General features: G+C 75.1%; 22 protein-coding genes. 7 read left to right on the forward strand and 15 right to left on the reverse strand.

Going from position 1 to position 24,916, the window contains the following annotated elements:
• Positions 1 to 68: 68 nt before the first annotated feature.
• The gene (locus B124_RS11440; protein WP_496502641.1) at positions 69 to 581 is read right to left on the reverse strand and encodes a DUF402 domain-containing protein; all 513 of its coding nucleotides are present in this window, start codon (positions 579 to 581) and stop codon (positions 69 to 71) included.
• A gap of 7 nt (positions 582 to 588) precedes the next feature.
• A complete protein-coding gene (locus tag B124_RS11445) occupies positions 589 to 1,320 on the reverse strand; it encodes a TetR/AcrR family transcriptional regulator (protein WP_496502642.1) in 732 nt (243 codons plus the stop codon).
• A 161-nt stretch (positions 1,321 to 1,481) separates the two neighbouring features.
• Between B124_RS11445 and B124_RS11450 the strand changes: the two genes are divergently transcribed.
• Positions 1,482 to 2,105 carry a TetR/AcrR family transcriptional regulator gene (locus B124_RS11450; protein WP_496502643.1) on the forward strand — a complete coding sequence of 208 codons (624 nt, stop codon included), beginning with the start codon at positions 1,482 to 1,484 and terminating at the stop codon, positions 2,103 to 2,105.
• Here the strand turns inward: B124_RS11450 and B124_RS11455 are convergent.
• Positions 2,093 to 2,554 carry a MaoC family dehydratase gene (locus B124_RS11455; RefSeq protein WP_496502644.1) on the reverse strand — a complete coding sequence of 154 codons (462 nt, stop codon included), beginning with the start codon at positions 2,552 to 2,554 and terminating at the stop codon, positions 2,093 to 2,095. The genes B124_RS11450 and B124_RS11455 overlap by 13 nt on opposite strands.
• A gap of 180 nt (positions 2,555 to 2,734) precedes the next feature.
• On the opposite strand from B124_RS11455, the gene B124_RS11460 reads away from it, so the two are divergent.
• Together B124_RS11460 and B124_RS11465 are read left to right on the forward strand one after the other, a co-directional pair.
• Complete coding sequence (locus B124_RS11460) at positions 2,735 to 3,523, forward strand: SDR family oxidoreductase (RefSeq protein ID WP_496502645.1); 789 nt, start codon at positions 2,735 to 2,737, stop codon at positions 3,521 to 3,523.
• Complete coding sequence (locus B124_RS11465; protein WP_496502646.1) at positions 3,507 to 4,097, forward strand: TetR/AcrR family transcriptional regulator; 591 nt, start codon at positions 3,507 to 3,509, stop codon at positions 4,095 to 4,097. The genes B124_RS11460 and B124_RS11465 overlap by 17 nt, the downstream gene beginning before the upstream one ends.
• 93 nt (positions 4,098 to 4,190) lie before the next feature.
• Here B124_RS11465 and B124_RS11470 read toward each other — a convergent pair whose 3' ends face one another.
• The 5 genes from B124_RS11470 to B124_RS11490 all read right to left on the reverse strand — a co-directional run bounded on the left by B124_RS11470 (position 4,191) and on the right by B124_RS11490 (position 7,694).
• Positions 4,191 to 5,411, reverse strand: coding sequence for an acyl-CoA dehydrogenase family protein (locus B124_RS11470; RefSeq protein WP_496502647.1), 1,221 nt, complete (start codon positions 5,409 to 5,411; stop codon positions 4,191 to 4,193).
• A gap of 6 nt (positions 5,412 to 5,417) precedes the next feature.
• The gene (locus B124_RS11475; protein ID WP_496502648.1) at positions 5,418 to 6,500 is read right to left on the reverse strand and encodes a phosphotransferase family protein; all 1,083 of its coding nucleotides are present in this window, start codon (positions 6,498 to 6,500) and stop codon (positions 5,418 to 5,420) included.
• Positions 6,501 to 6,617: 117 nt separating this feature from the next.
• Positions 6,618 to 6,929: a hypothetical protein gene (locus B124_RS11480; RefSeq protein WP_496502649.1), complete on the reverse strand. Its 312-nt coding sequence runs from the start codon at positions 6,927 to 6,929 to the stop codon at positions 6,618 to 6,620.
• Between the two features lie 61 nt (positions 6,930 to 6,990).
• Positions 6,991 to 7,299: a DUF202 domain-containing protein gene (locus B124_RS11485; protein WP_496502650.1), complete on the reverse strand. Its 309-nt coding sequence runs from the start codon at positions 7,297 to 7,299 to the stop codon at positions 6,991 to 6,993.
• Positions 7,296 to 7,694: a YidH family protein gene (locus B124_RS11490; RefSeq protein WP_496502651.1), complete on the reverse strand. Its 399-nt coding sequence runs from the start codon at positions 7,692 to 7,694 to the stop codon at positions 7,296 to 7,298. The genes B124_RS11485 and B124_RS11490 overlap by 4 nt, the downstream gene beginning before the upstream one ends.
• A 151-nt stretch (positions 7,695 to 7,845) precedes the next feature.
• On the opposite strand from B124_RS11490, the gene B124_RS11495 reads away from it, so the two are divergent.
• Positions 7,846 to 9,501 (forward strand): FAD-binding dehydrogenase, encoded by a 1,656-nt coding sequence (locus tag B124_RS11495; protein WP_496502652.1) that lies wholly within the window; start codon positions 7,846 to 7,848, stop codon positions 9,499 to 9,501.
• A 36-nt stretch (positions 9,502 to 9,537) separates the two neighbouring features.
• Here the strand turns inward: B124_RS11495 and B124_RS11500 are convergent, their stop codons facing one another.
• Positions 9,538 to 10,749 carry an MFS transporter gene (locus B124_RS11500; protein WP_496502653.1) on the reverse strand — a complete coding sequence of 404 codons (1,212 nt, stop codon included), beginning with the start codon at positions 10,747 to 10,749 and terminating at the stop codon, positions 9,538 to 9,540.
• Positions 10,750 to 10,989: 240 nt separating this feature from the next.
• Between B124_RS11500 and B124_RS11505 the strand changes: the two genes are divergently transcribed.
• Together B124_RS11505 and B124_RS11510 are read left to right on the forward strand one after the other, a co-directional pair.
• Positions 10,990 to 12,210, forward strand: coding sequence for a sialidase family protein (locus B124_RS11505; protein WP_496502654.1), 1,221 nt, complete (start codon positions 10,990 to 10,992; stop codon positions 12,208 to 12,210).
• 153 nt (positions 12,211 to 12,363) lie between these two features.
• A complete protein-coding gene (locus B124_RS11510) occupies positions 12,364 to 16,455 on the forward strand; it encodes an ATP-binding protein (protein ID WP_496502655.1) in 4,092 nt (1,363 codons plus the stop codon).
• 56 nt (positions 16,456 to 16,511) lie between these two features.
• On the opposite strand, the gene B124_RS11515 is transcribed toward B124_RS11510, so the two are convergent.
• Positions 16,512 to 16,727 carry a hypothetical protein gene (locus B124_RS11515; protein WP_496502656.1) on the reverse strand — a complete coding sequence of 72 codons (216 nt, stop codon included), beginning with the start codon at positions 16,725 to 16,727 and terminating at the stop codon, positions 16,512 to 16,514.
• A gap of 235 nt (positions 16,728 to 16,962) precedes the next feature.
• The gene (locus tag B124_RS11520) at positions 16,963 to 17,235 is read right to left on the reverse strand and encodes a hypothetical protein (protein WP_496502657.1); all 273 of its coding nucleotides are present in this window, start codon (positions 17,233 to 17,235) and stop codon (positions 16,963 to 16,965) included.
• 167 nt (positions 17,236 to 17,402) lie between these two features.
• On the opposite strand from B124_RS11520, the gene B124_RS11525 reads away from it, so the two are divergent.
• On the forward strand, positions 17,403 to 19,715 hold the full coding sequence (locus tag B124_RS11525) for an MMPL family transporter (RefSeq protein ID WP_496502658.1): 2,313 nt from the start codon (positions 17,403 to 17,405) through the stop codon (positions 19,713 to 19,715).
• A gap of 104 nt (positions 19,716 to 19,819) precedes the next feature.
• Here the strand turns inward: B124_RS11525 and B124_RS11530 are convergent, their stop codons facing one another.
• Genes B124_RS11530 through B124_RS11545 form a run of 4 tightly spaced genes read right to left on the reverse strand, consistent with a single transcriptional unit; the run spans position 19,820 to position 24,895 of the window.
• On the reverse strand, positions 19,820 to 20,749 hold the full coding sequence (locus tag B124_RS11530) for a dihydrodipicolinate synthase family protein (RefSeq protein ID WP_496502659.1): 930 nt from the start codon (positions 20,747 to 20,749) through the stop codon (positions 19,820 to 19,822).
• Positions 20,746 to 21,927, reverse strand: coding sequence for an oligopeptide/dipeptide ABC transporter ATP-binding protein (locus B124_RS11535; protein ID WP_496502660.1), 1,182 nt, complete (start codon positions 21,925 to 21,927; stop codon positions 20,746 to 20,748). Before B124_RS11535 ends, B124_RS11530 begins: the two co-directional genes overlap by 4 nt.
• On the reverse strand, positions 21,924 to 23,954 hold the full coding sequence (locus tag B124_RS11540; protein ID WP_496502661.1) for a dipeptide/oligopeptide/nickel ABC transporter permease/ATP-binding protein: 2,031 nt from the start codon (positions 23,952 to 23,954) through the stop codon (positions 21,924 to 21,926). Before B124_RS11540 ends, B124_RS11535 begins: the two co-directional genes overlap by 4 nt.
• Positions 23,954 to 24,895 carry an ABC transporter permease gene (locus tag B124_RS11545; RefSeq protein WP_496502751.1) on the reverse strand — a complete coding sequence of 314 codons (942 nt, stop codon included), beginning with the start codon at positions 24,893 to 24,895 and terminating at the stop codon, positions 23,954 to 23,956. Before B124_RS11545 ends, B124_RS11540 begins: the two co-directional genes overlap by 1 nt.
• Positions 24,896 to 24,916: the final 21 nt, after the last annotated feature.

The following is a 24,916-nucleotide window of genomic DNA, read 5'->3' on the forward strand; positions in this document are numbered from 1 at the left end:
GCGAATTCACGCCTCTCGACCCACCTGTTACCGACCGGTCAGAACGCGGCGCCCCCCCCAGTCGGCCGCTAGCCCTCCGCAACCTGCGCCAGCCACCTCAGGTGCGCCCCGGCGAACGGCCCCGTGCCCGCCGCCACCGCCGCCATCAGCCACTCGGCCGACGCCGTCGCCCGCGCCACCGTCTCCTCGGAGTAGCCGTAGCGCACCCGGTGTTCGGCGAACTCGTCCTCGTCCAGCAGCCGCGGCTCCCGCTCCCCGCGCCGGCGGGCGACGTCGAGGTCCAGGTCGACCATGGTGACCTCCGCGGCCGAGCGCCACCGCGGCGGCGTGGTGATGTCCACGTAGAGGTCGGTGCGCTTCGGCGGGGCGTTGAACTCGGCGGTCCACCAGGCGCCGCGGGGGAAGAGCGCCACGTGCGCGCACTCGAAGGTCACGGGCGGCCCCGTGCCCTTGCGCGTCGTGCCGCCGGGCGGCTGGCCGAGCCACACGCCGTGCTCGTCCTCGCCGAGGCGGCGCATGGTCGAGTTCCAGTGCAGGGTGCCGTCGTACTTGCGGTAGATCACGCGTACCAGGTCGGCCATTGCGGGATCATAGCCCCGGCCGCGGCCTGCCGGTGCCGTCTCCGGCGCTGCCCCTGCGCTGCCTTTGCGCTGGGCCTGCGCTGGGCCGGTGCCAGCCCGAAGGCTGCCCGCTGAGCTGGGCGAACTGCAGTTGCAGCCCGTCGACGAGCGCCTGCAGCCCGGTTTCGAACGCGCCCTCGTCCACCTCCCGCCGGTGCTCGGCCAGCAGATGCGCCCGGCCGAGGTGCGGGTAGTCCTCCGGGTCGTACGCCGCGGGGTCGGTGACGAAGCCGCCCGCGAACGAGCCCAGGGCGGAGCCGGCCACGTAGTACCGCATCAGCGCGCCGATCCGGGTGGCCTGCGCCGGCGGCCAGCCCGCCGCGACCATGCCGCCGAAGACCGCGTCCGCCAGCCGCAGCGCCGCCGGTCTGCGGCCGGGGCCCTGGACGAGGACGGGCACGATGTTCGGGTGCGCGGCCAGCGCCGCCCGGTACGAGCGGGCCCAGGCGAGCAGCGCCCCGGGCCATGGCGAGCCGTCCGAGAACATCGACAGGTCGACTTCCGCGACGACGGCGTCGACCGCGGCGTCCAGCAGGTCGTCCTTCGTCGTGAAGTGGTTGTACAGCGACGGCCCGCTGACCCCCAGTTCGGCGGCGAGCCGCCGGGTGGAGACGGCCTGCAGCCCCTCGGCGTCGACGAGGGCGAGCGCCGCCGTGACGATGCGCGCACGGCTCAGCAGGGGTTTGCGGGGGCGGGCCATGCCGTGCATTTTAGGGCGGGCCAAGCGGGAACCGGCAGGCTCGACCGCGAGGTCACGGCCGGGGCGCCGGCCGCCCGGCCCGGTCCCGTACGGCCCTAAGCGCTTGCTCAGCGTCGGGGGTAGGGTGTTCTCCGCTGCACCCGGGAGAGCGGAGAGCGAGCATGCAGGACGTCCAGGACCCCGCGGCCTGGGGCGGCGTCGAGCCGGAGGCGGCGCAGCGGTTGCTCACCGCGGGGGTCGAGGCGTTCGCCGAGCGCGGCTACCACGCCACCACCACCCGCGACATCGCCGGCCGCGCCGGGATGAGCCCCGCCGCGCTGTACATCCACTTCAAGACCAAGGAAGAGCTGCTCTTCCGCATCAGCCGCGTCGGCCACGAGCGGGCGCGGTCGGTCATCGCCGCGGCGGCGGAGTCCGAGGGCGCGGCGGGGGAGCGGCTGGCGCGCGCCGTACGGGCCTTCGTGGGCTGGCACGCGGCGCACCACACGACGGCGCGCGTCGTGCAGTACGAACTTGCGGCGCTCGGCGCGGAGCACTACGCGGAGATCGTCGACCTGCGGCGGGACATCGACCGGCTGGTGCGGGGGATCATCGAGGACGGCGTACGGGACGGCGAGTTCGCGGTCGCCGACGTGCCGGGGACGGCGCTGGCGGTGCTGTCGCTGTGCGTGGACGTGGCCCGGTGGTTCAGCGCGGCGGGCAGCCGGTCGCCGGACGAGCTGGGGGCGCTGTACGCGGACCTGGTGGGCCGGATGGTCGCGGCGCAGGGCGGTCAGAAGGAGTAGCGGACCACCGACTCCGCCACGCACACGGGCTTGGTGCCGCCCTCCCGCTCGACCGTGTACCGCACGACGAGCTGCACGCCGCCCGTGACCTCGGTGACGTCCACGATGACGGCGGACGCCCGCAGCCGGGAGCCCACGGGGACGGGGGCGGGGAAACGCACCTTGTCCGTACCGTAGTTGACGCCCATGCGGACGCCCGCGACGTCGATGAGCTGCGGGCCGAAGAGCGGCAGCAGCGAGAGCGTGAGATAGCCGTGGGCGATGGTGCCGCCGAACGGGCCTGCCGCGGCCCGCTCGGGGTCGACGTGGATCCACTGGTGGTCCCCGGTCGCCTCGGCGAACCGGTCGATGCGCCGCTGGTCGATCTCCACCCAGTCCGTGTGCCCCAACTGCTCGCCCACCGCGCCCTTCAGCTCGTCGACCGAGGTGAACGTACGGGGCTCTGCCATGGCGTGCCTCCCGGGGCGGGCGAGGGTGCGTCGGGACCGTCTAAGCGACTGCTTAGCATGGTCGTGCCGCGCGCCCCCTGTCAACGGCCCCGCGCCGGTGGCGGCCCGGGCCGGAGCCTTCCCTCCGGCATACCGACCGGTTAGTCTGCCCGTGTCGCAGGCCGTGGAAAGGCGGGCACCGTGGGCAGCGTGCGGGACGCGCGGGCAGTGGTCACCGGAGGCGGTGCCGGCATCGGCGCCGCGCTGGCGCGGCGGCTCGCCGCCGAGGGCGCCCGGGTCGCCGTCAACGACCTCGACGCCGCCAGAGCCCGCGACGTCGCCGCCGAGATCGGCGGCATCGCGCTCCCCGGCGACGCCTCCGGCGTCGTACCCGCCGCCCGCGAGGCGCTCGGCGGCGTCGACCTCTTCTGCGCCAACGCCGGCGTCGCCACCGGCGGCGGGCCCGAGGCCGCGGACGACGTGTGGACCGCCGCCTGGGACGTCAACGTCATGGCCCACGTGCGCGCCGCGCGCGAGCTGCTGCCGGACTGGCTGGAACGCGGCGAGGGCCGGTTCGTCGCCACCATCTCGGCCGCCGGCCTGCTGTCGATGGCCGGCGCCGCCCCGTACAGCGTCACCAAGCACGCCGCGCTCGCCTTCGCCGAGTGGCTGTCCCTGACGTACCGCCACCGCGGCGTCGCCGTGCACGCGGTCTGCCCCCAGGGCGTACGCACCGACATGCTCCGCGCCTCCGGCACCGCCGGGGACCTGGTCCTGGCCCCCGGCGCCATCGCGCCGGAGCAGGTCGCCGACGCCGTCCTGGCCGGCATCGCCGAGGACCGCTTCCTGATCCTGCCCCACCCCGAGGTCGCCGGTTACAGTGCCCTGCGCGCCACAGAGCCGGACCGCTGGCTGGCGGGCATGAACCGCCTGCAGCGGACACTGGAGGCCGGAACGACGAAGGGGCCAGGACATGGCGACGACGGGTGAGAACAGCGGGACGGTGCCGGAGCGGCTGCTCGCCGCCGCCACACGGCTCTTCGCCGAGCGCGGTTTCGACCGCACCTCGGTGCAGGAGCTCGTCGAGGCCGCGGGGGTCACCAAGGGCGCCCTCTACCACTACTTCGGCTCCAAGGACGATCTCCTGCACGAGATCTACGGCCGCCTGCTGCGGCTCCAGCAGGAGCGCCTCGACCACTTCGCGGCGCTGGACGCCCCGGTCGAGCAGCGGCTGCGGGAGGCGGCGGCGGACGTGGTCGTCACCACCGTCGACCACCATGAGGACGCGCTCATCTTCTTCCGCTCGATGCACATGCTCGGCCCGGAGAAGTCCAAGGAGGTACGGGCGGAGCGGCGGCGCTACCACGAGCGCTTCCGCAGCCTGATCGAGGAGGGCCAGGCCGCCGGCGTGTTCTCCACCGCGACCCCGGCCGACCTGGTGGTGGACTACCACTTCGGCGCGCTGCACCACCTGGGGAGCTGGTACCGCCCGGACGGGCCGATGTCGGCGCGGGAGGTCGGCGACCACCTGGCGGAGCTGCTGCTGCGCGCCCTGCGCCCGTAGCCGGGACGTTTCCGCGCCGCAGGTCCCGGCGATCCCGGCGTTCCCTGTGATCCCTGCCGTGCGGATCCCGCATCCCCGCCCGTACGCGCCGGCTCACGCCCCCGGCGCGTACTTCCGCAGCTCGCGCCGGGCCAGCGACCGCTGGTGCACCTCGTCGGGACCGTCCGCCAGCCGCAGCGTGCGTGCCGACGCCCACAGCTCGGCCAGCGGCGTGTCCTGGCTGACGCCCGCGGCGCCGTGCAACTGGACCGCGCGGTCCAGGATGCCGGTGACCTCCCGCGGCACGGCGATCTTGATGGCCTGGATCTCCGTGTGCGCGCCGCGGTTGCCGACGGTGTCCATCAGCCACGCGGACTTCAGCACCAGCAGCCGCAACTGCTCCACCGCCACCCGTGCGTCCGCGATCCATGTCTGCACCACGCCCTGCCGCGCCAGCTCCTTGCCGAACGCCGACCGGTCCACCGCCCGCCGGCACATCAGCTCGATGGCCCGCTCCGCCATGCCGATCAGCCGCATGCAGTGGTGGATACGGCCAGGACCGAGCCGCGCCTGCGCGATGGCGAAGCCGCCGCCCTCCTCGCCGACCAGGTTCGCCACCGGGACCCGTACGTCGTCGAGCACGACCTCGGCGTGGCCGCCGTGCAGATGGTCCTCGTAGCCGTAGACCTGCATGGCGCGGCGGACCGTCAGGCCCGGGGTGTCGCGCGGGACGAGGACCATGGACTGCTGGCGGCGGATGTCAGCGGACGGGTCGGTCTTGCCCATGACGATGAACACGGCGCAGTCCGGGTTCATCGCCCCGGAGATGTACCACTTGCGGCCGTTGATGACGTACGTGTCGCCGTCCCGCGCGATCCGGGTCTCGATGTTCGTGGCGTCGGAGGAGGCGACGGCCGGCTCGGTCATCGCGAACGCCGAGCGGATGGCGCCGTCCAGCAGCGGCTCCAGCCACCGCGCGCGCTGCTCGGCGGTGGCGAACTGGGCCAGCAGCTCCATGTTCCCGGTGTCCGGCGCGCTGCAGTTGAGCGCCAGCGGCGCCAGGTGCGGGCTGCGGCCGGTGATCTCGGCGAGCGGCGCGTACTGCAGGTTGGTCAGGCCCGCCCCGTACGCGGGGTCGGGCAGGAAGAGGTTCCACAGCCCGCGCCTGCGCGCCTCGGCGCGCAGCTCGGCCACCACCGGCGGGTGCACCCACGGGTCGCCCTGCCGGGCGAGCTGCGCGGCGGCGACGGGCTCCGCGGGGTAGACGTGCTCGGTCATGAAGGCGAGCAGCCGCTCGCGCAGCTCCTCGGTGCGTGTGTCGGGTGCGAAGTCCATGACCGGTCAGCCTTCCTGCAGGGTGGTGAGGCCGCCCGCGATGAAGCGGGGCACGAGCGCGCCGATGCGGTCGAAGCCGGCGCCGACGGTCTGGCCCAGCGTGTAGCGGTAGTGGATGCCCTCCAGGATCACGGCGAGCTTGAAGTACGCGAACGCCGTGTACCACGGGACGCGGGAGACGTCCCGGCCGGACCGCTCGGCGTATCTGGCGGTGATCTCGGCGGCGGTCGGGTGGCCGGGAGCGTCCGCGGTGGTGGCGACGGGGGAGTCGGCGCCGGCGGGGGCGCTGTACATGGCCAGCAGGCCGAGGTCCGTGAGCGGGTCGCCGAGCGTCGACATCTCCCAGTCCAGGACGGCGGTCACGGTGCTGCCGGCGTCGGCTGTGCCGGCAGCGCTGTCGGCTTCGGCGGTGCTGCCGGTGCTGGGGGTGCTGCCGGTGTCGACGAGGACGTTGTCGAGGCGGTAGTCGCCGTGGACGACGGCGGGCGCGGCGGCGGGCGGCAGGTCGCGGGTGAGGGCGGCGTGCAGCTCGTCGATGCCGGGCAGCTCGCGGCTGCGCGAGGCGTCGAGCTGCTTGCCCCAGCGGCGGAGTTGGCGCTCCAGGAAGCCGTCGGGGCGGCCGAAGCCGCCGAGCCCGACGGCGGCGGGGTCGACGGCGTGCAGGTCGACCAGGGTGTCGACGAGGCCGTCGACCACGGCGCGGGTGCGTGCGGGGCCCAGCGGCACCAGTTGCTCCGCCCTGCGGTACACCGTGCCGGGCGCGAACTCCATGACGTAGAAGGGGGCGCCGAGCACGGCGTCGTCGGTGCAGAGCAGCAGCGTCCCGGGCACCGGGACGGGGGTGGGGTGCAGGGCGGTGAGCACGCGGTGCTCGCGGGCCATGTCGTGCGCGGTGGCCAGGACGTGGCCGAGCGGGGGGCGCCGGACGACCCAGCGGCCGGTGCCGTCGGTGACGTCGTACGTGAGGTTGGACCGGCCGCCCTCGATGAGCCGGGCGCTCAGCCCGCCGCGGACGAGCCCGGGCAACTGCGCGTCGAGGTGGCGGCGCAGCGCGTCGAGGTCGAGGCCGGGCGGGTGGTCGTCGCTCATACGGGCTCCCTCCGGGGGCGGTCGGCGGGCCCGGCGGCACGGACCCGGTCCACCATAATGCCGACCGGTCGGTATGCCGTCCAGACCCGTGGGCACGGGCCGCCCCGCGGGCAGGCGTCAGGCGTGGCAGGGCCTCATCTCGCCGCCGCTCAGCGCCGTCATGTCCGCGAGGTACTCCGCGGCGTCCAGCGGACGGCCCTCCGGCTCGCCGGCGAGTTCGCTGTACGCCCGGTGCAGGTTCGCCACCAGGCGCTCCGGCTCCCGCAGCGACCCCCCGAGCGAGCCGAACGCGACGCACGGCGACCCGCCGCACACCGCTATGTCCCCGGCGAACAGCACCCGCTGCTCCGGCAGCCACACCACCGTGTCGCCGACCGTGTGCGCGGTCCTGCCTGCGCTGTGGTGCTCCCTGCGAGCTGAGAACCACAAGGCCGGCGCGCGAGGCCGCCCGCACCTCGGGCGCGCGGGGGCAGGGTGGCCGGGAGCGGCGTCAGAAGAGCAGCACGGCCGCGGACGTCGCGGAGGCCACCACGCACAGCCCGGCGCCCAGCACGAGCCCGGGCGCCATCGCCGCCGGTGCCGGGGCGGCCAGACGGCTTATCCGCCGCTGGCCGACCGCCAGGAACACCAGCCACGTGGACAGCGCCAGCGACAGCCCGGCGTACCCGCCCGCCGAGCCGCCCTCGGCCACCACCCGCCGTATCTCCAGCACCACCACGACGGCGAACGCCAGCGTCGTACGCCGCCACGCGAAGCGCGTCCGCTCCGGCTGCGCCGCGGGGTCCCGGGAGTTCCTCACCGCCCGGTCCCGACCAGCACCGCCACGATCAGCGCCACCGCCGCCACCGCCGTGCCCACGGCGAGCAGCCCGGGGAAGCGGGACTCCGGCAGGTCCTCGCCGCGGCGCATCGCCCGTTCGCAGCGGATCCAGTGGTTGACGGCCCGCACCGCGCAGACCGCCCCGCCCACGAGCAGCACGGCGGCGATGGCCGTACGGATGGGGCGGGACATCTCGGTGAGGAACTGGTCCGCGGCGATGCCGCCGCCGACGAGCGCCAGCGCGGTCCGTACCCACGCCAGGAACGTCCGCTCGTTGGCGAGCGAGAAGCGGTAGTCCGGCGTGCGGCCCTCGGCGCGCAGCCGCCGGGGCGAGAACCACAGCCGCACCGCGGACGGACGTTCGGGGTCGCTCACGGCCTCGACCCTAACCGAACGCCCCCGCGCACCCGGTGGCCGACCCGCGCCGCCCGCGGGCGGCGGAAAGAGCCCGGTGTCCGGCGGTTGACGGGCGGGCGCCCAGTCAACAGGATCTGAACCGACCGGTAACCTTCGAAGGGCGGCAGCCATGGCCTACGACGCCGACGTCATCGTGATCGGAGCGGGACTCGCCGGCCTCGCCGCCACCGCGGAGCTGGCCGACGCCGGACGCCGGGTCATCCTGCTGGACCAGGAGCCCGAGCAGTCGCTCGGCGGCCAGGCGCACTGGTCCTTCGGCGGCCTGTTCTTCGTCGACTCGCCCGAGCAGCGCCGCATGCGCATCCGCGACAGCCGCGAACTGGCCTGGCAGGACTGGCTCGGCACCGCCGGCTTCGACCGGGACGAGGACCACTGGCCGCGCAAGTGGGCCGAGGCGTATGTCGACTTCGCCGCCGGCGAGAAGCGCGCCTGGCTGCGCTCCATGGACGTGTCGTTCTTCCCCGTCGTCGGCTGGGCCGAGCGCGGCGGCTACGACGCGGAGGGCCACGGCAACTCCGTACCCCGCTTCCACATCACCTGGGGCACCGGACCCGGCATCGTCGCGCCCTTCGAGCGGCGGGTGCGCGAGGCCGCCGAACTGGGCCGCGTCGACCTGCGCTGCCGCCACCGCGTCACCGGCCTGTCCCGCAGCGCCGACGCCGTCGACACCGTCACCGGCGAGATCCTGCGGCCCAGCGACGCCGCGCGCGGCACCGCCAGCTCCCGGGAGACGGCCGACACCTTCGAGCTGCGCGCCCAAGCGGTGATCATCACCTCCGGCGGCATCGGCGGCAACCACGATCTCGTACGCGCCCACTGGCCGAAGCGCCTCGGCACCCCGCCGGAGAAGCTGCTCTCCGGCGTCCCCGCGCACGTAGACGGGCTGCTCCTCGACGTCGCCGGCGCCGCCGGCGGCCGGCTGATCAACCGCGACCGGATGTGGCACTACACCGAGGGCATCGAGAACTGGAACCCCATCTGGGCCCGGCACGGCATCCGCATCCTGCCCGGCCCGTCGTCGCTGTGGCTGGACGCGACCGGCCGCCGGCTGCCGGTGCCGCTGTTCCCGGGCTTCGACACGCTCGGCACGCTGGAGCACATCATGAAGTCCGGCCACGGCTACACCTGGTTCGTCCTCAGCCAGAAGGTCATCGAGAAGGAGTTCACGCTCTCCGGCAGCGAGCAGAACCCGGACCTGACCGGCAAGAGCGTGCGCGACGTCCTGGGCCGGGCGCGCTCCGGGGCGCCGGGTCCTGTGCAGGCGTTCATGGACAACGGCGTCGACTTCATCGTCGAACGCGACCTCGGCGCCCTGGTGCGCCGGATGAACGAGCTGACCGGCGACAAGCTCATCGACGAGGAGGCGCTGCGCCGCACCCTCACCGCCCGCGACCGCGAGATCGACAACGCCTACACCAAGGACATGCAGATCACCGCCCTGCGCGGCGCCCGCAACTTCCTCGGCGACAAGCTCATCCGGGCCGCGTCCCCGCACCGCTTCCTGGACCCGAAGAACGGCCCGCTCATCGCCGTACGGCTGAACATCCTCACCCGCAAGTCCCTCGGCGGGCTGCAGACGGACCTGTCGTCGCGGGTGCTCACCGAGGGCGGGGAGCCCCTGCCGGGCATGTACGCGGCCGGGGAGGCCGCCGGCTTCGGCGGGGGCGGTGTCCACGGATACCGCTCGCTGGAGGGCACGTTCCTCGGCGGGTGCCTCTTCTCCGGCCGCGCCGCGGGCCGCGCGGCGGCGAAGGCGGTGGGCTGAGGGGAGTGCGCGCCCTGGTACGCAGGCGGTTGGGGCCTACGAGTCCGCCGGGGGCGCCGGGGCCGGATCCGCTACGGCGCCGGGCGCCTTGGCCCGCGTTTCCGAGCGCTGCCCGCGCAGCAGCCCCGCGCCCGCGATGAGCCCCGTCGCCAGCAGCGTCACCAGTCCGAACGACACCGTCAGCGACGTCGCGTCCGCGACCTGCCCGATCGCCGCCGGGGCGATCAGCCCCGAGGCGTACATGATCGTCGCCACCCCCGCGATCGCCTGGCTCGGTGCGCTGGCGGAGCGCGCCGCCGCCGCGAAGACCACCGGGACGACGACCGCGATGCCCAGCCCCAGCAGCCCGAACCCGGCCATCGCCTGCGCCGGGACGGAGGAGGTGACGATCAGTACGCCGCCGAGCGTCGCCAGCACCCCGCCGGCACGCACCGTGCGTACCGGGCCGAGGCGTTCCACGACCGCGTCGCCGACCAGCCGGGCCACGGCCATCGTCAGCGCGAAGCCGGTGGTGCACGCGGCGGCCAGGCCGGGGGCGGAGTCCATCTCGTCGCGCAGGTAGACCGCCGACCAGTCCAGGCTGGCGCCCTCGGCGAACACCGCGCAGAACCCCACCGCGCCGATGAGCAGCGCGGAGCGCGGCGGCAGCGCGAAGTGCGGCGGCGGTTCCTCGTCGGCGTGCGCGACGGGTGCCAGCACCCAGCGGCAGGCGACGGCGGAGACCGCGGTGAGGACGGCGGCGGCGATCGCGAAGTGCACCCGGCCGTCCAGCTCGGTGTGCGCGGCGACGGTGCCGGCCGCGGAGCCCGCGAGCGCGCCGCCGCTCCACATGCCGTGCAGCCCGGACATGATCGAGCGGCCGAGCCGCTCTTCGACGTCGACGCCGAGCGCGTTCATCGCGACGTCCGCCATGCCGGCGGTGGCGCCGTACACGAACAGGCCCGCGCAGAGCGTCGCGAGGCCCGGCGCGAGGGCCGGCAGCACCAGCGCGAGACACCACATGACCATCAGCCCGCGCAGCGCGCGGCGGGCGCCGAAGGTGTGGCTGATCCGGCCCGCGAGCGGCATCGCCGCGGCGGCGCCGAGCGCGGGCATCGCGAGCGCGAGGCCGAGCTGGCCGGCGCTGATCCCGGCGTGGTCCTGCACCCAGGGGACCCGGGTGGCGAAGCTGCCGGTGACCGCGCCGTGGGCGGCGAACACCGCCGCGACGGCGTACCGCGCCCGCCGTATCTCGCCCGTGCTCGCCACCCGGCCTCCTCCGCCCGCCTGTTGCGCCCGTTCCGGGGCACCGCAGGTGCGCCCAGGCGGACCCGATTCCCCTGCCCAACCAGCTCGATTCCCGCCCACGATCGCATACGAACGCCTGCGGGCCCGCACGTTGGTGCGATCTCTCCCGGCGTCCGGGGGCTTGCCTCGCGCCGCGGAGCCCTCTACGTTTTGCGATCAGACATCCCACCTCCTACGTCCCATGACTTGGGGAGCCGCCGCATGCGCACCTCGACAAGCCTCCTGTTCCTCTCCGCCACCGCCCTCCTCGGCACCCTGGCCGCAGGCCCCGGCACGGCGGCGGCCGACGCCGGAGCCACGGCGTCCGGCACGGCTGGCTGCACGTCCTCGGTCCCCTACAGATCCGGCGACGGCGGCTACGACACGTACCGCATCCCCGCCACCGTCAAGACCGCCGGCGGCGCCCTCCTCGCCTTCGCCGAAGGCCGCGTCGGGGGCGCCGGGGACAGCGGCAACATCGACGTCGTCGTCCGCCGCTCCGAGGACGGCGGCTGCACCTGGGGCCCGATGTCCATCGTGGCCGCCGGCGGCGGCGACACCCGCGGCAACCCGGCGCCCGTCGTCGACCCGGAGACCGGCGACCTGGTGCTCCTCACCGTGTTCAACAGCGGCGCGGTCACCGAAGCGCAGATCATGCGCGGCGAGGTCACGGCCGAGCAGAGCCGCCGTGTCTTCGTCCAGCGCTCCACCGACGACGGCCGCACCTTCGACGAGCCGCGGGAGATCACCGCCGACGTCAAACGGCCGGAGTGGCGCTGGTACGCGACCGGTCCCGGGCACGCCGTCGCCCTCAGGCACGGCCCGCACCGCGGCCGGCTCGTCATCCCGTCCAACCACTCCACCTCGCCGCCGGCCGGCTCCGCCGAGACCGGGCAGGAGGCCAAGTACTACGGCGCCCACGCCATCTACAGCGACGACGGCGGGCGCACCTGGCAGATGGGCTTCATCGACGACGAGTACGAGGGCGAGATCAACAGCAACGAGAACATCGCCGCGGAACTGCCCGACGGCCGCCTGTACTTCAGCACCCGCGACCAGAACGGCACCAGCACCGGCAACCGCCTGGACAGCTACTCCAGCGACGGCGGCACCAGCCTCGACCGGCCCTACACGGTCCAGCCGGACCTCAACGAGGTGCCCGTGGTGCAGGCGAGCGTGCTGCAGCCGGCCGGGCGGCAGGCGCCGCTGCTGTTCTCCGGCCCGTCGAACCCGGTGAAGCGGGAGAAGCTCGCGGTCTGGCGCAGTGACGACGCCGGGCTCAACTTCACCAAGGTGACGACGCTGTCGCAGCAGCCGGCCGCGTACTCCGACCTGGTGCAGGTCAGCGGCCAGACCATCGGCGTCCTGTACGAGACCGGGGTGTCCCGCTCGTCCGAGACCATCGAGTTCCGCCGGCTCGACCTGCGCGACCTCGACGGCTGACGGCGTCCGCCGGTGCCCGGACGGGGGCGGCGCCGGCGGACGGGCGGCCGGCGGTGCCTGACGGCTGGCCGGCCGCACGCCGCTCGACCGCCACCGGTGCCCGGGGGCTTCCCCGGCGCACCGGTGGCGGCGGGCGCGGCCTAAAATTCCCCCGTGGTGGCGATAGGCGTGCTCGGCCCGCTCGCCGCCGATGTCGACGGTGTGCCCGCCGGACTCGGCGGCCCGCGCCAACGTGCCGTCCTCGCGCTGCTGCTGACCGCGCGCGGCGCGACGCTCTCCGCGGACCGGATGATCGACGACCTCTGGAACGGCGCCCCGCCGCCGCGGGCGCGGTCCTCACTCCAGGCGTACGTCTCCCACCTCCGGCGCGAACTGGAACCGGGCCGCTCGCGCCGCGCCCCGGCCCGGCTGCTGGTGAGCACCCCGCCCGGCTACGCCTTCCGGCCGCCGGACGAGGCGGTGGACGCCTGGCGGTTCGAGCAGGCGCTCACCCGGGCCCGGAGCCTCCTCACCCCGGACCCGGAGCGGGCCCGTACGGAGGCGGAGGCGGCGCTGCGGCTGTGGCGCGGCGAGCCGTACGCGGAGTTCGCCGACGCCCCGTGGGCGGCGGCCGAGACCGCCCGGCTGTCCGGCCTCCGGCTGACCGCCCGCGAAACCCGTGCGGCGGCGACACTGCGCCTCGGCCGCCCCGCCGAGGCGGTGGCGGAGGCGGAGGCACTGACCCGCGAGGAGCCGCTGCGGGAGGAGGGCTGGCGGCTGCTGGTCCTCGCCCTGTGGACGGACAGCCGCCAGGCCGACGCGCTGGCGGCGCTGCGCCGGGTGCGGCGGGGGCTGCGGGAGGAGCTGGGGATCGAGCCGGGGCCGGAACTGACGGCACTGGAAGACGCGATCCTGAACCGCCGCTGGGAGGTTCTGCGGGACGGCCTGCCGCCGGCCCGTGAGGACTTCGACGCCGCCCGGCACGCGGCGCCGGCGGGTGACGGGGAGCGCCCCGAACCACCCGGCCCCGGGCCCGCGGTGGCCCCGTCGCCGCCGCTGCGCGGCGCGATGCCCGCTGCGCCGGTGCCGTCCGCGCCGGTGCCGGCCGAGCGGGCTGCCCCCGCTGGCGCGCCCCCGGCCGCAGGCTCTGAACTCCCCGGCTCCGGGCCCGCCGTGAGCCCCTCGCTGCTGCACCGCTCGGGCTCCGCCGGGGCGGAGGCGGGGCCGGGGGCGGCATCGGCGGAGTGGGCTGGACCGGCCGGCCCGGGGCCGGCCGCTGGTCCGGCGCCTTCCGGGGCGCCGGGCCCGGTGGCGCCCCCGGGCCCGGCGGCCCGCGATGCGGTGCCGCCCGAGGGGTCCCTGCCGCCCGGCCGCACCGGTCCCGGGACCGCCGGGCTGTACGGCACCGACGTGCCGCCCCCGGCCGGTGGCGTCCCCGCGCCTCAGGGGGGCCCGGCCCGTTCCGCTTCCGCACCCTCCACGTTCCGCGGCGGCCCCGGCTCCGGCGGCCCGGCCGCGCCCCTCGCGGCCGGCCCGCCCCCGCCGGGTGGCGCCTCCGCGCCGCACGGCAGCCCCGCCCGTTCCTCCTCCCGCACCGCGCTTCTCCCCGCCGGCCCGCCGCCCGAGGCGCCCGCGCTCTTCGTCGGCCGGGAGGCAGAGGTGGCGGCGCTCGGGGCGGCTGCCGGGGAGGCGTTCGCCGGGGGTGTGCGGTTCGCGCTGGTGGCGGGGGAGGCCGGGGCCGGGAAGTCGCGGTTGCTGGGGCACTGCGCACGGCGGCTCGCCGGCGAGGGGTGGGTCACCGCCGTCGGCCGGTGTCCCGAGGCCGAAGGCCCGCCGCCCGCCTGGGCTTGGGAGGAGATCGCCGGCGAACTCGCCCGGCACGAGCCGCCCGACCCCCGGCTCGCCGACGACCTCGCCCCCTTGCTCGACCCCGGCCCGCGGGCCGCCGCCGGCCGGGCCAGCGACCGGTTCCGGCTGCACCGCGCCTGCCGTACGTGGTTCGCCGCCGCCACCCGCGAACGCCCCCTCGCCCTCTTCCTCGACGACCTGCACCGCGCCGACCGCGAGACCCTCGCGCTGCTCGCCGGGCTCGCCGAGGACCCGCCCGCCGGCCGGCTCCTGATCGTCGCCGCCTACCGCCCGGAGGAGGGCGAACTCGCCGCCGTGCAGGCGGTCCTCGCCCGCCGCGCGCCGGTGCGGCTGCCCCTGGCCGGGCTTGCGCCGCCCGACGCCGTACGGCTGGTGCGCGCGCTGGCCCCCGTCGACGCCGAGACGGCCGCCGCCCTCGCGGAACGCACCGGCGGCAACCCGTTCTTCCTGCTGGAGACCGCCCGCATGCTCAGCGCCGGCACCGTCACCGCCGACGCGCTGCGCACCGTCCCCGACGGCGTACGCGACGTGCTGCGGCGCCGCTTCGACCGGCTGCCGCCCGCCGCGCTGTCCGTGCTGCGCCTCGCCGCCGTGGCCGGCCGCGAGGCGGACGTCGAGGCGCTGGTCCGCGCCGCCGCTTCCGGCGCAGGCGCCACGCGCGAACCGGCCCCCGAACGCGCTCCCGCCCCCGCCGCCGCGCCCGCCGCCACCCCGTCCCCCTCGCCCGGCACAGCCCCTCCCGCCGACCCCGCCGACACCCCGGCCCCACCCCCGCCGCACGAAGACGCCGTCCTCGACGGACTCGACGCCGGCCTCGCCGCCGGGCTGCTCACCGAACCCGGCCCCGGCCGTATCCGCTTCGCCCACGCCCTCGTACGCGACACCCTCTACGCCGACCTCAGCGGCCTGCGCCGCGCCCGGCTGCACGCCGCGCTCGGCCGGGCCCTGCGCGAGCTGCGTCCCGACGACGTCTCCGCCATCGCCCACCACCACCTCCAGGCCCCCGCCACCGCCACCGCCCGCACCGCCGTCGACTACGCCGTCCGCGCCGCCGGCCTCGCCGGCCGCCGCTACGCGCACGACACCGCCGCCGGACTGCTGGCCCAGGCCGCCGCCTGCGTGGAGCGCCACCCCGCCGCGTTCGCCGCCGAGGACGCCCCCGCCCGCCTCGTCGCCCTGCTCGGGCTGGAGTTGCAGGCGCGCGCCCGCGGCGGCGCGGTCGTCGAGGCCCAGGGCATCCGTGCCCGCGCCATGGACGTCGCCGAGCGGCACGGCCGTGACGACCTGCTCGTCGAGGCGCTGACCGCCTGGACAGAGCCCGCCGCCTGGGAGCCCCGGACGTACGCGCACGAGGACACCCGCGCCGTCGCCGCGCTGCGCCGCCTGCTGGCCGACCGCACGCTCGCCGACGCCACCCGCTGCCGGCTGCTGGAGGCCCTCGCCGCCACCCTCGACAGCGCCGCCGGACCCGCCCACGCGGGGCGGGCGGCGGCGGCCGAGGCCGTCGGCCTGGCCCGCGGCCTGGACGACCCCGGGCTGCTCGCCCAGGTGCTCGCCACCTACAGCCGGGTCATGGACTGGGAGTTCGACCCCGCGCCGCGCGAGAAGACCGCCGCCGAGCTGGCGCAGCTCGCGGCGGACCACGGCCTGCCCGCGTACGCGTGGTTCGCCGAGTACCTGGCCGCCGGGGCCGCCGCCGTCCGCGGCGACGTCGTGGCGATCCGCGGGCACGTCGCCCGCGGGCTGGAGATCGCCGAGACCCACCGGCTCAGCGATCCCACCGCGGTCGGGCACGTACAACTGGCCGCGCTGCGCATGGCCGAGGGCCGCCTCGCAGCATCCGAGCGCGGCTACGCCGAGGCCGTCGCCCGGCTGCGCGCCAACGGCTCCCCGCACGCGGCGGCCATGTGGACGGTGTCGCGCTTCGCGCTGTGCTGGCGGCAGGGCCGGCCCGCGGCGGCGCTGCCGGAGCTGCGGGCGGCGGCGGAGGAGTACGGGGCGCTCGCCGGCGACTCCCTCGCGCTGGCCCTGATCGATGCCGGCCGCCCGGACGAGGCCCGCGCCGTCCGCGCCGAACGGCCGCCCATCAGGCAGGACTTCTTCTACTCGCTCTTCCTGACCGCCCGCGCGCTGGCCGTGGTCGGGCTGGAGGAGCGGGACGAGGCCCCGGATCTGCTGGCGGAGCTGCTGCCGCTGCGCAACGTCGTCGCGGGGGCCGCGAGCATGTGCCTGGCCATGCGGCCCGTCGCCCAGACGCTCGGCGACCTCGCCCGGCTGCTGGGCCGTACGGACGAGGCCGCCGGCCACTACGCGCACGCCGCCGTCGTCGCGCGCCGCTGGCAGGCGCCGCAGTGGCTGGCCGACGCGCAGGCGGCCCGGGCCGCGCTTGCCGCCTGATCCCCGTCACGGCCCCGACCCTGGACCGCCTCCGGCCACTGATCACCCCGGCGCCGTCATCCGGACAGCAGACGCCTGCACGCCACCGCCAGCCGCTCGGCCATCATCCGCTGGTCCCGCAGTTGTCCCGGGTCGTCGGGCATCGAGGTCCAGAAGCCGTCTGAGGCACGCCAGAGGGTGGGCGCTTCTACGAGGGCTCCCAGCACGGACCCGAGTTCGGCAGCCGCGTCGAGGCCGGCGGCCTTGGCCAGTCTGGCGAGCTGCTTGAGCATCTCGGGCCAGGGTGGCAGGCCGCCGAGCGTGCGGCGGACGGCCAGCTCCCGCAGTTCCCGGCAGGCCCTCCGCGTCGGACAGCAGGACCGGATGCGGCAGGGACACGGGGCCCACCGGTGGGGCGTGCGCCGTACCGTCCCGGCCAACCAGGGCGGTACGACCCTCGTCGGTCACCTCCGTCAGCAGGCCCGTCCGCCCGCCGACGACCACCACGAGGTGCTCCAGCGCGGACCGTCAGCCCGGGTCGGGCCACACGCGGGCCAGCAGGGCGGCGGGCACCGGAACGCCGGCCAGCAGCCAGGACTCCACGGTGGACCGGCACTCCTCCTCGTGCCGCACCAACCGCTCGCGCAACTCGGACAGCTTCTCTCCCACCGAGCTGCCGCGCACGGCCCTGGGGACTGACCGCAGCACGTCACCGCCGGACTTACGGCATCTGAGGACGGTTCCGTCCAGGGCGAGTTCGTGGTCATGGGCGGCGGGAACCCACACAAGCGGAGTCGGCATGCCCCGCATCGTGCCAGCCCCCTGTGACAACCGTCCCGGGCGGGACCCCGGACGCGCCGAGCTGCGCCGGAAGCCCTCCGGCCCGTTCCAAGAGTTCTCCAAGTCGCCTGCAAGAGGCCCCCCGCACCGTGTGATCGGAATCGATCGGATCTGCGCAAGGAACGGTCATGACCCGACTGCTCGGCCGCCTCGGCGGCGCCTGTGCGGTGCACCCCTGGCGGACGATCTCCGCCTGGCTCGTCGCCATCGCCGCGTTCTTCACCCTGGCCGGGGCGTTCGGCGGCACCCCGCACGACAACTACCGCGTGGAGGGCACCCCCTCCCAGGCCGGCACCGACTTCCTCACCGACGCCTTCCCGGAGATGTCCGGCGCCAACGCGCGCGTCGTCGTCCACGACGAATCGGGCGACGGCCTGCCGGCGGGCGTGCTCGACGAGGTGCGCCGGCGGCTCGCGGATGTGGAGGGCGCGTCCGTGGTGGACGAGCCGGTGTTCTCGCGCGACGGGGACACGGCGCTGATCAGCGTCAACTACCGCATCCCCGTCACCGACATCAAGGGCTCGGAAGGCACCGACGCGCTGCGCGCCGCCGCCGCCCCCGCAGAGGACGCGGGCCTGGACGTCGAACTGGGCGGGCAGGTACCGGAGAACGTCACCAAGCCCGCCATCACCGCCGAGATGATCGGCGTCGGCGCCGCCCTGATCATCCTGCTGTTCGCCCTGCGCTCGTTCACCGCGGCCGGGCTGCCGCTGGTCGTCGCCATCGCCGGGCTGGGCGTCGGGTTCGCCGGCGTGGCGCTGCTCTCCGCCGCCACCGACGTCAGCAACATCGCGCCCACCGTCGCCTCCATGGTCGCCCTCGGCGTCGGCATCGACTACGCGCTGCTGCTCGTCGGCCGGCAGGCGGAGGGGCTGCGCCGCGGCCTCGCGCCGCGCGCTGCGGCGGCGGAGGCGACGGCCACCGCCGGCGTCTCCGTGCTCATCGCCGGCGCCACCGTCCTGCTGTCCCTCTTCGGGCTCCGGCTCAGCACGGTCGCGGTCTTCGCGTCCTTCGGCTACGCGACCTTCTGCACCGTCGTCGCCGTGATGGCCGCCGCGCTGACGCTGGTGCCGGCGCTGTGCGGGCTGGCCGGACACCGCGTGCTGCCGAGGGCCGAACGGCTCGGACTCGTACGCTCCGAAGAGGCCGAAGCAGCCGGAGAAGCCGAAGAGGTCGAAGGGGCAGCGCAGACCGGGGCAGCGGGGGGAGCCGCCGTCCGGTCCGCGCCGCCGCGCGCCACCCTCACCGAGCGCTGGGCCCGCGCCGTCACCAAGCGCCCGGTGGTCTTCGGCCTCAGCGCGCTGGTCGTGCTCCTCGCCTTGGCCGCCCCCGTCCTCGGCATGCGCACCTGGCCGCAGGACGCCGGCAGCCAGCCGGACTCCAACACCACGCGGCGCGCGTACGACCTGGTGGCCGCCGAGTACGGCGAGGGTGCCAACGGCCCGCTGCAGATCGCCGTGGACCTCGCCGAGGTACCCGCGGACGCCCTGCCCGCGCTCGGCGACGACCTGGCCGCGGCCGACGGGGTGGCCGCCGTGTCGCCGCCCCGCGTCAACGAGGCCGGCGACGCCGCCGTCATCCTCGTCACGCCCACCACCGGACCGCAGGACGAGCGCACCCAGGACCTGCTCGACCGGCTCCGCGCCGACGTGCTGCCCGAGGGCGCGGAGGCCACCGGTCTTGTGGCAGTGTTCGCCGACATCTCCGACCGGCTCGCCACCCGCCTGTGGGTGGTCATCCCGTTCGTCGTCGGACTCTCGCTGCTGCTGCTCACCGTGCTCTTCCGGGCGCCGGTCGTGGCGCTGAAGGCGGCGGCGATGAACCTGCTGTCGGTCGCCGCGGCGTACGGCGTGATGACCGTGGTCTTCCAGACCGACACCGGCGCCCGCCTGCTGGGCCTGCCGCACGACGTGCCGGTGTCCAGCTGGGTGCCGATCCTGATGTTCACCATCCTGTTCGGCCTGTCCATGGACTACGAGGTCTTCCTGCTCTCCCGGATCCGGGAGGACTGGCTCGCCACCGGCGACCCGCACGGCAGCGTCGTGCGCGGCCTCGCGGCGACCGGGCGCGTCATCACCAGCGCGGCGGCCATCATGGTCGCGGTCTTCACCGGGTTCGCGATCGACCCCGACGTGACGGTGAAGATGATCGGCGTCGGCATGGCGGTGGCGGTGCTCGCGGACGCGACGATCGTCCGCATGGTGCTGGTGCCGGCGACGATGACGCTCCTGGGACGGGCCAACTGGTGGCTGCCCCGCTGGGCCGACCGGCTGCTGCCGGAGCTGCACCTCGAACCGCCGGCCCGCGCCGCCGCCCCCGTCACCGCCGGCCCGGAGACCGCGGCGGGCCCGGAGGACCCGGGAGATCCGGGGGCCGGGGAGGAGGCCGCCGCGGAGACCGGCGGCGGCAAGGGGCGGATCCCCGTCGGCGGCGGGGGATGAGACCGGCGGGAGGGACGACGGGTCCACCCCCCGTGGCCCCCGCCCCTCCCGCCTCTCCCGCCTCTCCCGTCCCTCCCGCTCTCGTACGGCGGGACCGGAAGCCGTCAGAGCAGTCCCGCCGCGGCCAGGTGCTTCTCCACCCGCCGCACCTCCTCGGCGTCCAGCGGAATCTGCGGCAGCATCGTCGCCGGGCAGTCGATGACCCCGCGCAGGTGCAGGGCCGCCTTGAACGAGCCGAGAGCCGACGAGCTCATGCCCATCCGCGCCAGGTCGCCGCTCCTGATCATCCCGAAGAGCGTGAGCAGCCGCTCCTGTTCGGTACGGGCCGTCTCCCAGTCGCCCTTCCGGGCGCTGCGGTACAGCCGCACGTAGCCGTGCGGGTCGACGTTGCCGAGGCCGGGCACGACGCCGTCGGCGCCCATCGCCAGGGCACTGTCCACCGTCGTCTCGGACCCCGAGAGCACGGAGAAGCCCGCCGCCTTGCCCCGGGCGCCGACGATGACGCGGCGCAGCCCCGTCTCGTCCCCGCTGGAGTCCTTCAGCCCGGCCAGCACCCCGTCGGCCGCGAGTTGGAGCACCAGGTCGGGGCCGAGCTTGGTGTGCACCGACACCGGCAGGTCGTACGCGTACACCGGAGCCTCGGCGCGGCCGGCGACCTCGCGGAAGTGCCGGTCGATCTCCGCCGGGTGGGTGCGGGTGTAGAACGGGGCGGTGACGACGAGCGCGTCCGCACCGGCGGCCAGCGCGCTGCGGGCGTGGTCGAGCACCCGCGGCGTCGTCATGTCGATCGCGCCGGCGAGCACGGGCAGTTGGCCGCCGACGTGCCGTACCACCGTGTCCACCACCGTCCTGCGCTGCTCGTCCCTGAGGTAGGCCGCCTCCGAGGTCGAGCCGAGCACGAAGAGTCCGTCGACCCCTCCGGCCACGAGGAAGTCCACCAGCCTGATCAGCGAGGCGGTGTCCACCTCGGCATCCGGCGTCAGGGGGGTGCAGACGGGCGGTACGACGCCGGTCAGGTGGGTGGGACGGGTCATGCGTTCTCCTTCGCTTGGATCACGAGATCACGGGTGCTCTCCCCGGCGGCCACCGGATGGTGGCAGCGGAACCGGTGAGCGTGGGCTGCCTGCGTGACGTCCGGCATGGCCGCGGCGCACTCCTGCGTGGCCTTCCAGCACCGGGTACGGAACGGGCAGCCGCTCGGCGGCCGGGTGGCCGACGGCACGGGGCCGACGAGCGGGATCGGGTCGATGGGGTCGAGGAGCCCCGGCGTCGCCGAGAACAGCGCCCGGGTGTACGGGTGCCGGGCGGTGTCCGCGCGGCGCTCCTGCGGCCCCTCGCCGCCGGAGCCCAGCGCCATCGCCGGCGCCTCCTCGACGATCCTGCCCAGGTACATGGTGATGACGCGGTCGCTCATCCGCCGCACGGTCTGGATGTCGTGCGAGACGAACACCAGCGCCAGGTTCAGCCGCTCCTTCAGATCCAGCAGCAGGTTGAGGATCTGGGCGCGTACGGACACGTCGAGCGCCGACGTCGGCTCGTCGGCCACCACCAGGTCCGGCTCCAGCGCCAGGGCGCGGGCGATGGCCACCCGCTGCCGCTGCCCGCCGGACAACTGGCCCGGCAGCGCGTCCGCGAGCACCGGCGGCAGGCCGACCAGGGCCATCAGCTCCCGTACCCGCTCGGTGCGCTGCGCGGACGTGCCGCGGCGGTGCACGTCGAGCGGGTCGCGGAGGATCTGCCGGATCGGCAGCCGCCGGTTGAGCGCGGTCGACGGGTCCTGGAAGATCATGCCCGCGCCGGTGCCGATGGCCGTACGCCGCTCGCCGGCGTCCATCCCCCAGATGTCGCGGCCCCGGAACTCCACCGTGCCGGCGGTCGGGGCCTGCACCCCGACCAGCACCTTCGCCAGCGTCGACTTGCCGCAGCCGGACTCGCCGACCACGCCGACCGTCTCGCCCGCCGCGATCGTCAGGTCCGCGCCGGTCAGCGCGTACACCCGGTCGCGGGAGAACAGCCCGCCGGTGCGCGCCCGGTGCACCACGTGCGCGTCGCGCACGGTGACCAGCGGCGGCGCCGCACCGGCACCCTCTGCCGCATCCCCCTTGTCCAGGGGCTCCTTGACCGGGGGCTCCCTGTCCACGGGCTTCGTGTCCACGGCCTCCTTGGCCAGATCGCCGGCCGTCCCCGGGCCGCCGCTGTCCTTCGCGCTCATCGCAGCGCCTCCTTCTCCGCCTCGCCCGCGGCCGTGACCGCCGGTTCTGGTGCCGGTTCGGCCGCGGGGTGGTGGCACGCCACCTCGTGCCTGCGTTCCTCGCCGACGAGTCCGGGCGCGGTCTCCAGACACACGGCGCTGGCCATCGGACAGCGGTCGGCGAACCGGCAGCCGGCCGGGAAGTCGGCCGGCGACGGCACGACGCCGCGGATCTGCGTCAGCCGCTCCTGGGCCGACTCCAGCGACAGCACCGAGCCCAGCAGCCCGCGGGTGTAGTGGTGGGACGGCGTCTCGACCAGGTCGGCGGTGACGCCGGTCTCGACGATCTGCCCGCCGTACATGACGACCACCCGGTCGGTGACGTCGGAGATCAGCGCCAGGTCGTGGCTGACCAGGATGAGCGCGAAGCCCAGCTCCGCGCGCAGCCGCAGCAGCAGCTCGATGACCTGCGCCTGCACCGTGACGTCGAGCGCGGTGGTCGGCTCGTCGGCGACGATGAGCTTCGGGTTGCGCGACAGCGCCATGGCGATGAGCACCCGCTGCCGCTGCCCGCCGGACAGCTCGTGCGGATAGCTGCGCAGCGTACGGTCCGGGTCCAGGCCCACCAGCTCCAGCAGCTCGGTCGCGGTGCGCGTGCCGCCGCGCCGGATCAGCTGCCCCAACTGCGCGCGGATCGTCATCGCCGGGTTGAGCGAGCTGAGCGCGTCCTGGTAGATCATCGCCATCTCGTGGCCGAGCAGCTTGCGGCGTACCCGCATCGGCGTGCCGACCAGCTCCCGGCCGTCGAAGACGACGCTCCCGCGGACCCGCGCGCCGTCCGGCTCCAGGCCCATCACCGTCAGCGCCGTCAGCGACTTGCCGCAGCCCGACTCGCCGACGAGGCCGAGGACTTCACCGGGCCTGATGTCGAAGCTGATGCCGTCCACGATGTCCACGCCGGAGTGCCGCTTGTCGAAGCCGATGGCCAGGTCCCTGACCGACAGCACCGGCTCGCCGCCGGGCAGCGGGCGGGCCCGTTCCCGCAGCCGCCGCGCGGCCTCGGCGAGCCCCGGAAGCTCCAGCACCTTGCCGGTGCCGGGCGCGGCGGCCTCGATCCGGTCCTCGGCGCCGGCCTGCTTGACCGGCACGCCCGTGGACTGCCGGGAGGCGGGCGCCGCCCAGGCGTCGGATATGCCCTCGGAGAGGATGTTGAGCGCCAGCACGGTCAGCAGCATCAGCAGGCCCGGGAAGACCGTGGCCCACCAGCCGCCGAGCAGCACCATGTTCTTGCCGTCCGCGATGACGCTGCCCCAGGACGGGTCCGGCGGGCGGACGCCCGCGCCGATGAAGGACAGCGACGCCTCGAAGACGATCGCCTCGGCGACCTGCACGGTGCAGAACACCAGGATCGGCGCGGCGCAGTTGATGGCGACGTGCTTGACGATGATGTGCGGCGTACGGGCCCCGATGACCCGTTCCGCGATCACGTAGTCCTCGCCGTACTGGTCGAGCACGTTGGCCCGGACGACCCGCGCGATCGGCGGCGTATAGAGGAACGCGATGGCGCAGACCAGCACGGGGATGCTGCCGCCGAACACGGCGACGAGCACCGCGGCCAGCGCGATCCCCGGGAACGCCATGACGACGTCCAGGCAGCGCATGACGAACTCGTCCACCGCCTTGCGTGAGGTGGCGGCGACGGCGCCGAGTACCGCCCCGGCGGCCAGCGCGAGCAGCGTGGCGCCGAGGCCGATGATCAGCGACCAGCGGGCCCCGTACATCAGCCGGCTGAGGATGTCGCGGCCGAGGCTGTCCTGCCCCATCCAGTGGTCACCGGAGGGGTGCCCGGTGCCGTCGACCTGCCCCTGCTGGTCGAGCGGGTCGTGCGGGGCGAGCAGCGGCGCGAACACCGCGACGGCCACGACGAGGGTGATCAGCCCCAGCGAGATCCGGGAGATCCAGGGCAGCCGCCCCAGCCCGCGGAGCCGCAGGCCGGGCCGGGACAGCCGCTCTGCGAGCTGCTTGCGGCCCCCGAGGGTGGTGAGCATCAGGCGGCACTCCTCAGACGGGGGTTGACCAGCAGGTAGAGGATGTCGATGACGAGGTTGACGACGAGGAACGCAACGGCGACGGTGAGCACCACGCCCTGCACGACCGCGGGGTCGCCGTTCTTCACCGCGTTGATCATCAACGTGCCCATGCCGGGCAGCGAGAAGATCGTCTCGATCACGACGGTGCCGCCGAGCAGATAGCCCACCCGCAGCCCGAGCACGGTCAGCGGGTTGACCAGCGCGTTGCGCAGCACGTTGCGGCCGACCACGACGACCGGCGGCAGCCCGCTGCCGATCGCCGTGCGCACGTAGTCCTTGTCCAGCTCCTCCACCACGGCGGTGCGGACGATGCGGGTGAGCTGCGCGGCGACGTGCAGCGACAGCGCGATGGCCGGCAGCGTCATCGTCTTGAGCCAGCCCGTGAAGGAGTCGCCCGGATTGACGTACCCCCCGCTGGGGAACCACCCCCACTCCACCGCCAGATACTGGATCAGCAGCAGCGCCACCCAGAAGGCGGGGGCGGCGACGCCCACCAGCGACACGACGCGGATGATCTGGTCCGGGGCCCGGTCGCGGTAGATCGCGGCCGTGACCCCGAAGAGCACCGACAGCACGATGGCGAGCGCGAGACCGATGAAGGTGAGCTGCATGGTCAACGGCAGCGCGGTGGTCACCTGGTCGATGACCGGTCTGCCGTTGAGCACGCTGAGACCCATGTCGCCCTTGAGCAGATCGCCGACGAACGCGGCGTAGCGGACGGGCAGCGGGTCGTTGAGCCCGTGCTCCTCGCGGTAGTCCTCGAGCTGCTGCTCGGTGGGGTTGGCCCCCTGGAAGTGCGCCACCGCCGGGTCGACGTCGGAGAAACGCATGACGAGGAAGACGAAGAGCACGACGCCGAGCATCAGCGGGACGAGCAGGGCGATGCGGCGTAGCAGCATCCTGGCGATCTGGGCCACGTA

The sequence above is a fragment of the Streptomyces sp. CNP082 genome, from assembly GCF_059570535.1.

Excerpts from the sequence above, each read along its gene's own strand:
- B124_RS11445 (WP_496502642.1), bottom strand. The coding sequence starts at position 1,320 with ATGGCCCGCCCCCGCAAACCCCTGCTGAGCCGTGCGCGCATCGTCACG.
- B124_RS11515 (WP_496502656.1), bottom strand. The coding sequence starts at position 16,727 with ATGCTCAAGCAGCTCGCCAGACTGGCCAAGGCCGCCGGCCTCGACGCG.
- B124_RS11520 (WP_496502657.1), bottom strand. The coding sequence starts at position 17,235 with ATGCCGACTCCGCTTGTGTGGGTTCCCGCCGCCCATGACCACGAACTC.
- B124_RS11535 (WP_496502660.1), bottom strand. The coding sequence starts at position 21,927 with ATGAGCGCGAAGGACAGCGGCGGCCCGGGGACGGCCGGCGATCTGGCC.
- B124_RS11475 (WP_496502648.1), bottom strand. The coding sequence starts at position 6,500 with ATGAGCGACGACCACCCGCCCGGCCTCGACCTCGACGCGCTGCGCCGC.
- B124_RS11470 (WP_496502647.1), bottom strand. The coding sequence starts at position 5,411 with ATGGACTTCGCACCCGACACACGCACCGAGGAGCTGCGCGAGCGGCTG.
- B124_RS11450 (WP_496502643.1), top strand. The coding sequence starts at position 1,482 with ATGCAGGACGTCCAGGACCCCGCGGCCTGGGGCGGCGTCGAGCCGGAG.
- B124_RS11465 (WP_496502646.1), top strand. The coding sequence starts at position 3,507 with ATGGCGACGACGGGTGAGAACAGCGGGACGGTGCCGGAGCGGCTGCTC.
- B124_RS11505 (WP_496502654.1), top strand. The coding sequence starts at position 10,990 with ATGCGCACCTCGACAAGCCTCCTGTTCCTCTCCGCCACCGCCCTCCTC.
- B124_RS11545 (WP_496502751.1), bottom strand. The coding sequence starts at position 24,895 with ATGCTGCTACGCCGCATCGCCCTGCTCGTCCCGCTGATGCTCGGCGTC.
- B124_RS11525 (WP_496502658.1), top strand. The coding sequence starts at position 17,403 with ATGACCCGACTGCTCGGCCGCCTCGGCGGCGCCTGTGCGGTGCACCCC.
- B124_RS11530 (WP_496502659.1), bottom strand. The coding sequence starts at position 20,749 with ATGACCCGTCCCACCCACCTGACCGGCGTCGTACCGCCCGTCTGCACC.
- B124_RS11495 (WP_496502652.1), top strand. The coding sequence starts at position 7,846 with ATGGCCTACGACGCCGACGTCATCGTGATCGGAGCGGGACTCGCCGGC.
- B124_RS11540 (WP_496502661.1), bottom strand. The coding sequence starts at position 23,954 with ATGCTCACCACCCTCGGGGGCCGCAAGCAGCTCGCAGAGCGGCTGTCC.
- B124_RS11440 (WP_496502641.1), bottom strand. The coding sequence starts at position 581 with ATGGCCGACCTGGTACGCGTGATCTACCGCAAGTACGACGGCACCCTG.
- B124_RS11455 (WP_496502644.1), bottom strand. The coding sequence starts at position 2,554 with ATGGCAGAGCCCCGTACGTTCACCTCGGTCGACGAGCTGAAGGGCGCG.